Here is a 15946-nt window from a genome sequence, read left to right on the forward strand (position 1 = left end):
ATTACTCCTCATCAAGCTTGAGCACACTCATAAATGCCTTCTGCGGAATCTCTACGTTTCCGACCATACGCATGCGCTTCTTTCCTTCCTTTTGCTTTTCAAGAAGCTTCTTCTTACGGCTGATATCACCACCGTAACATTTTGCAAGGACATCCTTACGCATTGCACGAACAGTCTCTCTGGCGATAATCTTGCTTCCAATTGCTGCCTGAATCGGAATCTCAAAAAGCTGTCTTGGAATTTCATCCTTAAGCTTTTCGCACATTTTTCTTCCTCTTTCATAAGCACTTCCTGCAAATACAACAAATGAAAGTGCATCGACTGTCTCTTTATTTACCAGGATATCAAGCTTTACAAGCTCTGATTTCATATAGCCCTTTAATTCATAATCAAATGATGCATATCCTCTTGAGCGTGATTTAAGCGCATCGAAGAAATCGTAAATAATCTCATTTAATGGCAAATCATACTTTAATACAGCGCGGTTCTCCTCGATATATTCCATACCAAGGTAAATACCTCTTCTTTCCTGACAAAGATCCATTATGGCTCCTATATATTCACTAGTTACCATGATTTCTGCTGAGACAACTGGCTCTTCCATATGTTCAATTGCAGATGGATCTGGCATATTGGAAGGATTTGTCAGCTCCATCATTGTCCCATCTGTTTTATAAATATGGTACACAACGCCTGGTGCCGTGGTTACAAGATCAAGATTGTACTCTCGCTCAAGACGTTCCTGAATAATTTCCAAATGGAGAAGACCAAGGAAACCACAGCGGAAGCCAAAACCAAGTGCAATAGATGTCTCAGGCTCATACTGCAGGGAGGCATCATTTAGCTGAAGTTTTTCAAGCGCATCTCTAAGATCTGGATACTTTGCACCATCTGCCGGATAGAGACCACAGTACACCATCGGATTAACCTTCTTGTATCCAGGAAGTGGCTCTGCTGCCGGATTGTTATTGTCAGTAATCGTATCGCCGACGCGAGTTTCGCGCACATTTTTGATACTGGCTGTGATATAGCCTACCATGCCGGCTGAAAGCTCATTACATGCGATAAACTGGCCTGCACCAAAATAACCAACCTCAACAACTTCCTCAACAGCACCAGTTGCCATCATGCGAACGGTATCGCCCTTTTTAACAGTTCCCTCCATAATACGACAAAATACTATAACACCGCGATATGAATCATACTTTGAATCAAAGATCAATGCTTTAAGCGGTGCGTTCGGATCTCCCTTTGGTGCCGGAATTTTATGAACTATCTCCTCTAAAACGGCTTCGATATTTATTCCATTTTTTGCTGAAATGCGCGGTGCATCCTGCGCCTCTATGCCAATAATATCTTCGATCTCAGCCGCCACACGGTCTGGATCTGCACTTGGCAAATCAATCTTATTTATAACTGGAAAAACATCCAAATCATGATCTAACGCTAAATACACATTCGCCAATGTCTGTGCCTCGATTCCCTGTGCAGCATCGACAACCAAAATGGCACCGTCACAAGCTGCAAGGCTTCTTGACACTTCATAATTAAAATCGACGTGTCCAGGCGTATCGATCAAATTGAAAATATACTCCTCACCGTCCTTGGCCTTATACATGGTACGCACAGCCTGGGACTTTATGGTTATGCCTCTCTCTCTTTCAAGATCCATATTGTCCAGAACCTGTTCCTGCATCTCTCTGCTGGTCAAAAGGCCTGTCTTTTCAATAATACGGTCCGCTAACGTGGACTTTCCGTGGTCTATATGCGCAATAATACAGAAATTGCGAATCCTGCTCTGTTCTGATAACGACAATTTGTAACCCAACCTTTCATAGAAACAAGCAGCAGCTGCCTATGCAGCTGCTGCCCGGTAATTTGTGACTTGTCTGTCGGCTTATACCAGCGCAACAGTCTCTCTTGCGATTGCCAACTCTTCGTTTGTCGGGATAACGCAAACCTTAACCTTAGAAGCCGGAGTAGAGATCATTGTGTTCTCTCCTCTCTTCTTGTTTGCCTCATGGTCAACTTCAATGCCTAAGTAGGTCAGACCGCTTAAGATCTTCTCTCTTGCATTTACGTCATTCTCACCAACACCTGCTGTGAATGCAATTGCGTCTACACCGTTCATAGCAGCAACATATGCACCGATGTACTTAATTACACGATAAATAAATGCCTCGTTTGCTGCCTTTGCTCTCTCATTTCCTTCATTTTCAGCCTTTGTAACATCACGGAAGTCACTGGAAACACCAGAAATACCAAGAACACCAGACTTCTTATTTAAGATATTTAATACCTCATCAACAGTCTTATTCTCCTTGTTGCAGATATACTGAACAACAGCTGGATCAACATCACCACTTCTGGTACCCATGATCAGACCTTCCAGAGGAGTCAGACCCATACTTGTATCTACACACTTACCGCCAATTGATGCAGAAATACTTGCACCGTTTCCTAAATGACAAACGATAACCTTGCAGTTTTCTGGATTCAGGTTTGCAAACTTAATAGTCTCCTTAGATACGAAGCTGTGGCTTGTTCCGTGGAAGCCATAACGACGAATACCATACTTTTCATAATACTCGTATGGAATTGCATACAGATATGCCTTCTTTGGCATACTCTGTCCGAATGCAGTATCAAATACTGCTACCTGCGGTACGCCTGGCATAGCTGCCTCACATGCCTCAATACCAATCAGGTTTGCTGGGTTATGAAGAGGTCCGAGATCGAAGCACTCTCTGATTACTCTCTTAACATCCTCATTTACAACGATAGAATCGCTGTATACCTGACCTGCGTGCAGAACGCGATGGCCTACTGCTGAGATTTCCTTGATATCGGTGATTACACCGTGATCCTTATCTGTCAGTGCATCCAGCACAAGCTTTACAGCAATCTGGTGATCCTTCATCGGAGACTCTACTACATAGTCTTCCTTTCCAGTTGGCTTATGAGTCAGCTTAGAACCATCAATGCCGATTCTCTCGCAAAGTCCCTTTGCCAGTACCTCCTCCGTCTGTGAATCAATCAGCTGATACTTCAGAGAAGAACTGCCGCAGTTAATAACTAATACCTTCATAATTTATCTCCCATCTGCTGCCCATGCAGCGTTTGTATCGTTGCTGTCCGTAGGGCAGACTGTCCCCAGACCGCAACAGGCTAATTCTATTCTACCGCGTTTCAAAAAGGTTGTAAAGTACAAAGTTGCCCGAAAGTTTACTGAATATTTGGATTTGCATAATAATAATCTGCTATATCCTGCTTCAGCTTATTCCATGCATCCTCGTGCTCCACATAATAAAGCGGGCAATATTTTCCATCACAGTCGAAATGGCGAATCACATGATCTGGCGTCAGACCTTTTTGCTGTAAAAGCCACGCTGTAAGCTTTACAAGTGTATTGTATGTAGTATCTGAAAACTTACCTGTCTCATCTGGATGACACACTTCGATTGAAATCGTATCTGGATTTCTTGAACGAACTGCATATGCCATCTCATTAAGTGGAAGACACTGTACTACCTCACCATCAAGCCCTACAATCAAATGTGCACTTGCCTGACGGCCAGCACCCTCTACAGCTGGATTATCAAGTGAATCAAAATAATCCCTGTTTGCCTTTGCAGAGCTTCCAGGATTTGCCACATAATGAATTGCAATATCATTTACAGTATCAAGGGCAATTGCTGGTCTTGACACATTATTAATATGGATCAAATCAACAGTAATCCAATCTGGAATAACAATACCAGACGGATCTATGACATGCTGCGCTGTATCAACTGCATTTACTGTCGCAGCAACAGATTCTGCCGGTTGCTGTACCTGCTCTGTTTCACCAACTGTCTCCAACGGATTTGTCTCTTGAATCTCTTCCTGTGTAGTTGGCACAGTAGCTTTCACTTCTGGTTCATTTGCCTCTTCAATTTGCCCGCTTGTTATCTCCTCCTGTGAGGTCTGCACAGGCATTGTTTGAAACAGTTTATCATCTTTTTTATTGCAGGATCTAAAAAGAACTGCTATCACAATCAAAGCAGCAACTGCAATCACTGCTGCTGTAATCCGCTGCTTCAATGCCTGCCTTTGCTGCTGCAGACGACGTTCTTCACGCTGTTTTTTTTCATATTGTATGCGACGCTCCATGTCATAAGTGCCATCAGCTTCCTTAGCACGTCTTTCGGCATTGCGCCTTTGATTTTCAAATGCTTTCTTGCGTTCTTGTTCTGTCATACCTTTTTACCTTTCATACAGAGGAAAGAAAAAGATTTACTTTTTTCTAATCCTATATTACAATAAGAATGCCGTGTTGTTTACATATATACGCCGGCCAAATGGTCAAACGCATTATTTATTATATGCGAATTTGAATCATCTGTAAAGTAAAAAGGAGCACATTTAATATGAAAGACAAAATCATGAACTTTCCACTGATTCGTTTTATAATCAATCTTAGAATATGTCAGTGGGCTGCCAATAATCCTGTTTTGTCGCGTTTTTGCAACTACGAAGTCATTAGCTACCTTGTCTGTGGTGTCCTTACAACCATCGTCAGCTATGTAAGCTACTTTCTTGTCCGTATCTTTTCTGGAGTCTTGATTTCTCAATGTATCTCCTGGGTGCTCGCTGTTGCATTTGCCTACGTCAGCAACAAGATTTTTGTTTTCCTGTCAGATGACTGGTCTGTGCCTGTTTTAAAAAAGGAACTGATTCCTTTTATAAGCTGCCGTATCTTTTCCTTTTTTGTCGATACTGCCTTCATGGAAATTACAGTCAGTCTTCTTTGCTGGAATGAACCGGCAATGAAACTGTTGTCTAATGTATTTGTTCTATTAATAAATTACATTGGCAGCAAGCTTCTTGTTTTTAAGAAAAGAAGCTAGTCACAGAATGATCAAAAAACAATGCTATCATAAAGATATATTTTAATAAGAAAGGATTTGTGCTATGAATTTGAATTTTTCAAAAATCATGCCGCAGCAGGCACATTCGAAGCGAACATGGAAGGATCGTTTGCCTTATCTTCTGGCTTTTTTTATTCCAGTTCTTTCCATGATTATGATCTTTATCGGAAAGGAAATCTACCCATTTGGCGACCGTTCTTTTTTGCGTACTGACCTGTATCACCAATATGCACCGTTTTTTCAAGAGCTAAAGGATAAGCTTGCAAACGGTGAAAGTTTGTTTTATACATGGGATATCGGTTTAGGTACAAACTTTATGGCAATATTTGCCTACTATCTTTCCAGTCCGCTTAACTGGTTTTTATTCCTGTGTCCAAGCTCACTTGTCATTGAGTTTATCACATATGGAATTGTATTAAAAATGGCGCTCTCTAGTCTTACGATGACCTGGTATTTAAACAGACACAACCACACAAACAGCATCGCAGCTGCCTTTTTCGGCATCTTTTATGGCCTAAGCGGCTACATGGCTGCGTACAGTTGGAATATTATGTGGCTTGACTGTATGGTTTTGCTTCCTGTAATTTTCCTTGGTTTAGAGCGGCTGATCAATGATGATAAATGCTATCTGTACTGCATCAGTTTAGGTCTTGCCATTCTTTCCAATTATTACATTGCAATCATGATCTGCATTACGCTTGTAATTTATTTTGTAATCTGCATGATTCTCGCAAAGGGAAAAAATTTTAATTACCCTAAAAAGATTTTGAATTTTGGTCTGTTTTCTATTTTAGCCGGCGGACTCGCAGGTGTTGTGCTTTTCCCTGAGATTGCAGCACTCTCATATACAGCTTCCGGCAACTTTAGCTTTCCAAAGGACTGGTCTTCCTATTTTTCTATGTATGACATGATTGCACGTCATCTTGTTAATGTTGAGGTTGAGATCGGACTAAAGCATTGGCCAAATATTTACTGCGGCGTTGGCATCCTGTTGTTTGTCCCGTTCTATTTTATGAACAAAAAGGTTTCCTTCAAGGAAAAGATTTCTTATCTTAGCCTGATCATTTTCTTCTATTTGAGTTTTAGTACCAATGTGCTTAACTTTATCTGGCATGGTTTCCATTATCCAAATTCTCTTCCGTGCCGTCAGTCATTTATCTACGTTCTGTTTTTGCTTGCGATGGGATATAAAGGCTTTCTTGGCTTAAAGGACCGCCCTAAAAAGCAATACTTAAGTGTTTTGCTTGGTGTTGTTGGCTTTATCATTTTGGCTGAAAAGCTAGAAGCCTCCTACACAGGAACAGGCGATGGACAGTATTATCTGTTCTCCTCATTCTATTTAAGTATTCTCTTTGTGGTAATTTATGGCATTTTAATTCATTTATACCGTTCAAAGGGCAAAAACTGGCGTATGCCGATTACTGTTGTTACACTTATCATTATTACTGCTGAAGCCACAATCAATATGTCGTATACAAGTGTTACAACAGTAGGAAGAACAACTTATAAGGAATATGATTCCAATGTACGCACACTTACCGCTGCTGCCGCAGCTGATGATGACACTGTATTTTACCGAACAGAAAAGGTAAACAACCGTACGAAAAATGATGGTGCATGGCTTGATTATCCTTCTGCATCAATCTTTTCATCAACTGCTTACGCGCATTTGACTTCTTTTTATAAGAAAATTGGTTTAGAGTCATCAACTAATGCATATGGAACTGCCGGCTCCACGCCTGCTTCCAATATGCTCCTTGGTATCCGGTACTCTATATACACAGACAATGATCCAAAGCCAGAGGATACTTCGCTTAGAAGCTTTTATCAAAGCACCGATAATGTAGACCTCTACAAGAATACTTATGCACTGCCGTTAGGTTTTCTTGTCTCTGATTCATTAGAAGCAGATTGGGATTTAACAGCAGATGATCCTGGCATAAACTGGAACAATCTTGTTCATTCACTTGGTATTGCTGATGACTTATTTGTTTCGCTTGACGTGACAAACAACGGAACCACTAGCGTAAACGTTACAACAACAGAAGGCGGCTACTACTGCTTTTATTCTGCTAAGTCTGGACCTTCTAAAATTCGAATAAGCCATCATAATACATCAAAAACCTTTGACAATTTAAGCCGAAGCTTTTTTATGTCATTTGACTATCAGACAGACGGCTCACTCTTTACTATCACAAATGATGATTCTTCTAGTTCAACCATCATCAATTTGTCCGCATACCGTCTGAATGAGGATGTGCTAAAAGAGCTTTATGAAATTCTTGACGAGTCACCGATGGAAGTTACTTCCTACACAAGCACAAGTGTAGATGCAACTATTACTGCATCTACTGATGGACGCGTTGTAACAACAATTCCTTATGACACAGGATGGACTGTCACTGTTGATGGAAATACGGTTGATATGACAGCCTTTAAAGACACATTCGTCTCCTTCGAAATTTCTGAAGGTACACATACCATTCATCTTGATTACACACCAGATGGTTTTTATCTCGGTCTTGCAAGCACGCTTATCTGTATTATTTTACTGATTATGATTGCTGCACTGATTCACCTCTGGAAGAAAAATCAAGCAGATGAAGCTTCACTTAATGATCAGGAGGAAATTTCTGCTTCTCAGGCAACTGCTTTGGCTGATTCAGAAGATCTTGAAAATGATTTATCTGAACCTACAGATGGTGCTTTAGATGATGAAACAGATAATGAAATCGAGACGGATGATTCAGTAATAGTTGAAGATGATGATCTAGCTGATGAATTTTTTGAGGAAGATTCAAACGAACCAGAAAAACCTTCAGAAGAAGAACTTTCGGAAGAATTTTCAAATAAAGATTTTTCGAAAGAACTTTCAGATGAAATGCTTTCGAATAAAAATTTTTCAAAAACAGATGAAAAGCGTGATTTATCAGCAAAAAAAAGTGTCAGTCTTGACAGTATTGAGCTTGATTTAACTCGCAGCCGTCACAATTCACTAAAATCAAAAAAGGCAAACAAAGACAGTCAACAAGCTGTCAGAAAAGAGGATTGATTATGAAATTATGGGGTGGACGCTTCACCAAAGAAATAAATGAACTTGTAAACCATTTTAATGCATCACTTCCATTTGACTGTCGCTTTTATGCACAGGATATCCGAGGCAGCATCGCACATGTGACTATGCTTGCAAAATCAGGCATCCTGACAAATGATGAGCGCGACCAGATCATCAGTGGTTTAACTGGTATTCTTTCTGATATCAACAGTGGCACACTTAAATTCGATGACGGAAGTGAAGATATTCACAGCTTCGTAGAAGCTCATTTGATTGAACGTATCGGAGAGGCTGGAAAGAAGCTTCATACAGGCCGAAGCAGAAATGATCAGGTTGCACTTGACATGAAGCTTTACACAAGAGATGAGATTGATGAGACTGATGGTCTTTTGAAAACTCTCCTTGAAGAATTGCTCACCATTATGAAAGCAAACCTTGATACCTTCATGCCTGGCTTTACTCACCTTCAAAAAGCTCAGCCAATTACACTTGCTCATCATTTTGGTGCATATTTTGAAATGTTTCGCCGTGACCGCAGCCGTCTGGCTGACATCCGCCGTCGTATGAATACATGCCCTCTCGGTGCAGGTGCACTGGCAGGAACCACTTACCCGCTTGACAGAGAGTACACTGCTTCTCTTTTGGAATTTGACTGCGCAACTGTAAACAGCATGGATTCTGTTTCTGATCGCGACTACCTAATTGAATATCTGGATGCACTCTCAATTATTATGATGCACCTGTCACGCTTCTGTGAAGAGATTATCACCTGGAATACTAACGAGTATCAATTTGTTGAAATTGATGATTCTTACAGCACTGGATCTAGTATTATGCCGCAGAAAAAAAATCCTGATATTGCAGAGCTGATCAGAGGAAAAACAGGACGTGTTTATGGTGCTCTTGTATCTCTTTTAACTACCATGAAAGGTCTTCCACTTGCATATAACAAAGACATGCAGGAGGATAAGGAGATGGCATTTGACGCATTTGATACTGTTAAGGGCTGCATTGGTCTGTTCACTGGCATGATTGCTTCTATGACATTCCGTAAGGATCGCATGGAAGCCAGCGCAAAAAATGGATTTACCAATGCGACAGATGCCGCTGATTATCTTGTAAACCACGGTGTTGCTTTCCGTGATGCACACGGCATTGTTGGTCAGCTTGTTTTACTTTGCATTGATAAAAATTGCTCACTTGATGAGCTTTCTCTTGATGCATATCGTTCCATCAGCCCAGTATTTGATGAGGATATCTATGACGCAATCAGCATGAAGACTTGCGTAGAAAAGCGTCTTACAAAGGGTGCTCCAAGCCGCACTTCCATGGAAGCGCAGATCGCTTTTTGCGAAAAATATCTGCTTGAGAACTAAATTGATTTTACTATAAGATCCTGAATAATTATGTTTTTTACAGAGAAAGGGCACGAATCTGAATTGGATTCGTGCCCTTCTTCTATTTACCAGATTCTTCGATCTGTTTACTTTTATCTTACCTTATTTTTAATTTCTTCATGGATCTTCTCAACAAACTCATCAAGTCCAACTGTTGTAGTATCCATTTCTCCATGAAGTCTATAGGAGACTGACTTATTCTCCATTTCGTTAAATCCGATTACAAGCAGATACGGTACCTTCTGAACTTGACCCTCGCGCATACGATATCCAAGCTTTTCTGCTCTGTCATCCAACTCAACACGAACATTTCTATCCTCAAGATTCTCACAGATTTGTCTTGCGTACTCCATGAGTTCCTCGTTATCTGTCTTAACAGGCATAACCTTTACCTGAACTGGTGCAAGCCATGTTGGCAGATTTCCCTTTGTCTCCTCAAGAATATATGCCATGAAACGGTCAAGAGATCCCAAAATTGCTCTATGCAAAACAACAGGAGTCTTCTTCTCTCCATCCTTATCAATGTAAGTCAGTTCAAACTTAGCTGGCAGACAGAAATCAAGCTGACAGGTAGACAATGTGTACTCATTTCCAACAGCTGGCTTTACATTTACATCAAGCTTTGGACCATAGAAAGCAGCCTCACCAATCTCCTCTGTATACTCAATTCCAAGGTCATTCATAACATCTCTAAGGGCATCCTCTGCCTTATTCCACATCTCATCGTCGTCATGATACTTTGTCTTGTTTTCCGGATCTCTCAAAGACAGAACACAACGATAGTCTGTAATGCCGAAATCCTTATAGGTGCTAAAGATCAAATCAACAACCTTTGAGAACTCATCCTTGATCTGCTCTGGTGTTACAAACAGATGCGCATCATTCTGGCAGAAGTGACGGCCTCTTTCAATACCCTTTAAAGTTCCACTTGACTCATAACGGAAATCATGAGCAATCTCACCGATACGAATTGGCAGATCTTTGTAAGAATGCATACGGTTTGCATAGATCATCATATGATGAGGACAGTTCATCGGACGAAGAACATATGCCTCTCCATCGACTTCCATAGCAGGGAACATGTTCTCCTTGTAGTGATCCCAGTGACCAGATGTCTTATACAGATTAACTGTTCCAACACACGGTGTCATAACATGCTGATATCCAAGCTTTCTTTCCTTATCCTTGATATAGTTTTCAAGCTCCTGCCAGATTACATAACCCTTTGGAAGAAACATTGGAAGACCACGACCTACCAGATCATCTACCATGAATAAATTCATATCTTTACCGATCTTTCTGTGATCTCTCTCCTTAGCCTCCTCAAGAAGCTTTAAGTGCTCCTCTAATTCCTCAGCTGTTGGGAAACATACACCATAGATTCTCTGCAGAACCTTATTATTCTTATCTCCCTTCCAGTAAGCACCAGAATGCTTTAACAATTTAAAATAACGGCAAAGCTTTACATTGTCAACGTGAGGTCCACGACAAAGATCTGTAAAATCTCCCTGTTCATAACATGTAATAGTTCCATCTTCCAGATTGGAAATCAGATCAAGCTTATACTCATCATCTTTGAACAGCTCCATTGCTTCCTCTTTTGAAATTTCCTTACGGATAATCTTGAAGCCTCTCTTTGCAATCTTCTTCATTTCCTTTTCGATTGCAGCCATGTCTTCTTCCTTAAATACGTGATCACCAAAATCAACATCATAGTAGAATCCTTCTGCAACAACTGGTCCTACCCAGAATTTTGCCTGCGGATACAGATGACGGATTGCCTGTGCCATCAAATGTGCACAGGAATGATTTAATGTGTTTAACGCTTCGTCTTCTTTAAAGTTTACCATTTTGATCTCCTCTTATTTTTATTTATTTTGTTTTCCATCGGTGACAGAGCAGGATACAGGAACGCAAAGTTTAACTTGTGCAATAAAAAAGCACCCTCAGGTATCTCAATACCTAAGGGTGCTAGCGCACGGTTCCACCTTATCTTTCACTCTTTGCTTATAACGCAGCAACACGGCAACGCTTCGAAGCTTTTTACTTCTTTCACGCACAGCTCAGGAATGGTCTTCATACAGTATTCCCATAAACCGCTTCCACCATACACGGCTCTCTCTGAATGATCTTACTGTACTACTCTTTCCGTCATTGCTTTTATTTTAAAGATTCCAGATTTCATTCTACCACGGCTTTTTCTAATTTACAATAGCTTTTGTAAATTTATTTTTTATTTTGGTTATTTCCATAATAATAACCGTAATTTCCCTTGCCATAATAACTGGAATCCTTTTTGCTACCGACCATATTCTGGACAACACCAATTACATTCGCACCCACTTTATCCATCTCAGACTTCATCTGCGCCAATGTCTTCTTCTTTGTAACACCATTTTCAACAACAAGCAATGCTCCATCACAAAAAGATGCCACAATTGCTGCATCTCCCACTACGCAGATCGGAGGTGTATCAAAAATAATATAATCATAGGAATCTCTAACTTCTGCACAAAGATTTTCCAACCACTTTGCAGACAAAAGTGCAGATGCATTTGGAACAAGCTTTCCACTAAACAATACATGCATATTAGGAATTCCAACATCATAAATAACCTGACCTAGCTCTGCATTTCCAGAAAGATACTCAGAAAGTCCAAGCTTTACACCTTCTAGTCCCATACGTCTTTGAAGCACTGATTTTCTCATATCTGTATCAACAAGAAGAACCCTTTTTCCCACCTGTGACAAACTATATGCCAGATGGAACGAAATAAAAGATTTTCCCTGATTTTCAAATGCACTCGTAACTACAATCGTTTTCACATCCTTGCTGCTGTATAAAATTCCTGTACGCAACTGGTAAATAGCCTCGGATGCATTAAATGGTAAATCCTCAGGCCACATAATTTTCTTCTGTTTTTTTCCTTTGTAATCTGGAATCGCACCAAGAACTGACAAACCAGTACATTTTTGAATGTCTTCATCACTCTTAATTGATGTGTTGGTAATAACAGATACTGCTACAATGCCACATGCAATCACAATTCCTGCCAAAATGCCAATTAATGCATACGATAAAACTGAGCGTCTCGTATTTTCCGCAAACAGATCATCTGCCTTATCCAAAATCGTTGGTTTACTGCTTCCTAACACATGAGGAATTTCATCCACACTGACAGACAAAATTTCATTTGCAATATTAACTGCTTCTCTTACTGTTCCTGCCGTCACATAAATCTTTAAAATGCGAGTACTATCTGGATTCTCGACAGAAACAATGTTGTATAATTGTTTGTAGGTAAGATCTAGCTTCAAATTTTCAATTACCTTATTCAATACAACTCTACTTTTAATGATACCTTCATAGTCTCCTGTTAGCGCAGAACCTAGCTGTACATCCGACATGGACACTTCCTTATTGCTGTCAATGATACACATTGATGCCTCTGCTTGATAAGCATCCTTAACAATAAACTTACCGTACACACCTAACGCTGCACCAAATATAATTGCTAACAGTACTATCCAATACCACCGCTTGCGCAATGCTCGAAAGATTTCCATTAAATCAATGGTATCTTCTTCTGCACTCGCCCCCATTGCTGTAATTTCTTTGCTCTCCATAAATCACACACTCCATAGACAAATGTTTTATTTGCCGCCTTTTTTTGTTTTTCTATTTTATAATAATAAACATTTATCATTTTGTCAATACCATTTTTTCCAAATATAGCTAAATCTGTTTTCTCACAATTCGGTATTCATCTCGATATTGAAAATGAGGGCAGATATAACGATCTCCATAGAGACTTGCTTTTGCAATATCATCCTCGTCAAAGAAAAACTGACAGCCATAGGATTCTTCATCCTCATCATATTCAAAATATGCACACTCCTCACAAGATGTTCCCTTCATCGTTTCCCTGCCTTTCATTTTCAAAAGTTTTTGCATTTCATCTCAATACAATTCATGCAAACTCATTTAAATCTACAAAATCAAATTATAACTACAATTAGTCGTCAAGTCTTCTCATCTCTGTATATGCCAAAAGGAATGGACCAACACCCTTTGCATCATCCTCAACTACTGGTTCAGACATATAGTATTCGTAAGTTCCATCTCTCATCTGCGGACCACCAAGACCAGCAACCAGACAAATTCCTCCAAGACTCAAGCGACCATCCTTCTCCTTTAAATAGCGATCACAAATTCCGTGGAATGCCTTCTCTCCAAGTTCTCGGAATCGCTCTGGCAAAAAGCCAAGTCTCACGCCTTTAAGCATTGAATATGCCATAATTGCACTTCCACTTGTCTCAAGATAGTTTTTCTCACGGCCACCCATATTGACAACCTGATACCACATGCCGCTCTCATCCTGAAACTTTGCCATGGACTCCATCAGGTCAACAAAAACCTGCTTTAAGCGATCATAGTCTGGCTGATAGCTATTATCTGCCTTCGTCAATGTATCAAGAAGTGCCATTGAATACCAGCCAAGTGCACGCAGCCAAAAATTCTTTGAAAGACCTGTCGTCTTATCACACCAGAACATTTCTTTTGATGAATCATAAGCGTGATAATAAAGACCTGTTTTTTCATCTCTCATATTCTTTACGACATTGAAGAACTGGTTAAAGATATCTGGATAGTTCTTCTTGTCATTAAAGCGTGTCTCATATTCCATATAAAATGGCTGTCCCATATAAAGTCCGTCAAGCCAAACCTGATTCGGATAAATCTTCTTATGCCAAAAATTACCTTCACTTGTTCTTGGCTGACCTTTAAGCTGTCCATAAATTACATCAATTGCCTTGCGGTACTTTTCCTTACCAGTAATGTCATACAGCAAAAACAAGGTCTTTCCTGCATTAACATTATCAATATTATAATCCTCCGGATTATATCCCTTTATCGTACCATCTTCCTGCACACGATGGTCAATATAAGCTTCCGCAAAATCAAGGTACTTTTTCTCTCCTGTAATCTTCCATGTCTCTATCATAGCAAGGATCATACATCCGTCAATGTAGTTCCAACCGGACTTTCCACCCTTTCTTGCTGCCTCAATGTTCCATGCCGGTACATCGAGTGTGCTGTTTTTAATAAGATCGTCCAGGTAAGCCTCTATAATCGGCATCTTCATACCCTGTTCCTCCCTTTTCGTATTTTTATTCGTTGTCTATTTTTCTTTTTTGCTTTTATTTTTGCCGGTATGATTGTTTAACTGCGTCTATTATTTTCTTATATGTGCATTTTTGCGAAGTACCTCAACTACCTGATCTACATACTTTTCACAATCATCTGGATCACTTGCCTCAACCATAACACGAATTAATGGTTCTGTTCCGCTCTCCCTTACAAGAATGCGTCCGCGATCTCCCAGTTCCTCTGTGATTCGTGCAACTGCTGCCTGAACATCTGCATCCTCTCTTGCTGCTGCCTTATCCATTACTCGAACATTTGTCAGCTTCTGAGGATATGACACAAAACCACGTCTTAACTGAGAAAGTGTCTGCTTACCTAATACCATTACTTCCATCATCTTGATTGCCGTAATCAGTCCATCTCCTGTTGCTGCATACTTGCTGAAAATAATATGACCAGACTGCTCACCGCCAAGACGATATCCATTTTCGCTCATGCACTCATATACATACTTATCACCAACAGCTGTCTTTTCATAAGATATACCTGCTGCATCAAATGCCTTATACAAGCCAAAATTTGACATGACGGTTGTAACAACTGTATTGTCAGCAAGCTCTCCCTTATTTTTCAGATATTTACCGCAAATATAAAGGATTGCATCGCCATCTACTACATCTCCATTTTCGTCTACGCAAAGACAGCGGTCTGCATCACCATCAAATGCAAATCCAACATCAAGGTGCTTCTCCTTTACCAAAGCCTGTAGTCCCTGAATATGAGTAGAACCGCAATTTGTATTAATATTAGTTCCATCTGGCTCGTTATTGATCACATATGTTTTTGCACCAAGTGCATCAAAAACATTCTTTGCAATCATCCAAGCACTTCCATTTGCACAGTCTAAACCGACACGCATATTTCTAAAGGAACACAGTGCCAGAGACATTAAATATCCAAGATAACGGTTTCTTCCTGCTGCATAGTCCACGGTACAGCCAATATTTTCCTTTGTCGCATATGGCAGATTCTTCTTATCTTCATCAAGATACTTTTCAATCTCATCAATGACAAATTCCTGCATTTTTTCACCCTTATCATTAATCAGCTTGATTCCGTTATCATAGAATGGATTATGACTTGCAGAAATCATAATTCCACAGTCGAAATCTTCTGTACGAACAACATATGATACACTTGGTGTTGTGGTAACATGAAGAAGATAAGCATCTGCACCGGAAGCAGTTAAGCCTGCAACAAGTGCATATTCAAACATGTAGCTGCTTCGTCTCGTATCCTTTCCGATTACTACCTTGCACTTATGCTCCTTTCCAAAATACCAACCAATAAAACGACCCACCTCAAATGCATGTTCAACTGTTAAATCTACATTTGCCTCACCGCGAAAACCGTCTGTTCCAAAATATTTTCCCAT

Annotated in this window: 11 protein-coding genes; 3 read left to right on the forward strand and 8 right to left on the reverse strand. The window is 40.1% G+C overall.

Going from position 1 to position 15946, the window contains the following annotated elements:
* Position 1: 1 nt before the first annotated feature.
* The 3 genes from lepA to LKD48_RS00155 all read right to left on the reverse strand — a co-directional run bounded on the left by lepA (position 2) and on the right by LKD48_RS00155 (position 4239).
* Entirely contained in the window at positions 2 to 1816 is a 1815-nt protein-coding gene (gene lepA, locus LKD48_RS00145; RefSeq protein ID WP_118612173.1) for a translation elongation factor 4, read from the reverse strand.
* Between the two features lie 81 nt (positions 1817 to 1897).
* The gene (locus tag LKD48_RS00150; protein ID WP_118612172.1) at positions 1898 to 3088 is read right to left on the reverse strand and encodes an acetate/propionate family kinase; all 1191 of its coding nucleotides are present in this window, start codon (positions 3086 to 3088) and stop codon (positions 1898 to 1900) included.
* A 137-nt stretch (positions 3089 to 3225) separates the two neighbouring features.
* Positions 3226 to 4239, reverse strand: a complete 1014-nt coding sequence (locus tag LKD48_RS00155; protein ID WP_308730776.1) for a peptidoglycan recognition protein family protein — start codon at positions 4237 to 4239, stop codon at positions 3226 to 3228.
* Positions 4240 to 4409: 170 nt separating this feature from the next.
* Between LKD48_RS00155 and LKD48_RS00160 the strand changes: the two genes are divergently transcribed.
* From LKD48_RS00160 to argH, 3 genes are all read left to right on the forward strand, one after another.
* A complete protein-coding gene (locus LKD48_RS00160; RefSeq protein WP_082868509.1) occupies positions 4410 to 4889 on the forward strand; it encodes a GtrA family protein in 480 nt (159 codons plus the stop codon).
* Positions 4890 to 4953: 64 nt separating this feature from the next.
* Positions 4954 to 7962, forward strand: coding sequence for a YfhO family protein (locus tag LKD48_RS00165; protein WP_308730777.1), 3009 nt, complete (start codon positions 4954 to 4956; stop codon positions 7960 to 7962).
* 2 nt (positions 7963 to 7964) lie between these two features.
* Positions 7965 to 9341 (forward strand): argininosuccinate lyase, encoded by a 1377-nt coding sequence (gene argH / locus LKD48_RS00170; protein ID WP_308730778.1) that lies wholly within the window; start codon positions 7965 to 7967, stop codon positions 9339 to 9341.
* 113 nt (positions 9342 to 9454) lie between these two features.
* On the opposite strand, the gene thrS is transcribed toward argH, so the two are convergent.
* From thrS to glmM, 5 genes are all read right to left on the reverse strand, one after another.
* The gene (gene thrS / locus LKD48_RS00175) at positions 9455 to 11212 is read right to left on the reverse strand and encodes a threonine--tRNA ligase (RefSeq protein ID WP_308730779.1); all 1758 of its coding nucleotides are present in this window, start codon (positions 11210 to 11212) and stop codon (positions 9455 to 9457) included.
* 376 nt (positions 11213 to 11588) lie between these two features.
* Positions 11589 to 12989 (reverse strand): tyrosine-protein kinase domain-containing protein, encoded by a 1401-nt coding sequence (locus tag LKD48_RS00180; protein WP_308730780.1) that lies wholly within the window; start codon positions 12987 to 12989, stop codon positions 11589 to 11591.
* Positions 12990 to 13098: 109 nt separating this feature from the next.
* Positions 13099 to 13281: a DUF6472 family protein gene (locus LKD48_RS00185; protein ID WP_308730781.1), complete on the reverse strand. Its 183-nt coding sequence runs from the start codon at positions 13279 to 13281 to the stop codon at positions 13099 to 13101.
* Between the two features lie 97 nt (positions 13282 to 13378).
* Positions 13379 to 14503: a glycoside hydrolase family 88/105 protein gene (locus LKD48_RS00190; protein ID WP_308730856.1), complete on the reverse strand. Its 1125-nt coding sequence runs from the start codon at positions 14501 to 14503 to the stop codon at positions 13379 to 13381.
* Positions 14504 to 14599: 96 nt separating this feature from the next.
* A complete protein-coding gene (gene glmM, locus LKD48_RS00195; RefSeq protein ID WP_227100891.1) occupies positions 14600 to 15946 on the reverse strand; it encodes a phosphoglucosamine mutase in 1347 nt (448 codons plus the stop codon).

This window comes from Anthropogastromicrobium aceti (assembly GCF_020687335.1).
Lineage (GTDB): Bacteria > Bacillota > Clostridia > Lachnospirales > Lachnospiraceae > Anthropogastromicrobium > Anthropogastromicrobium aceti.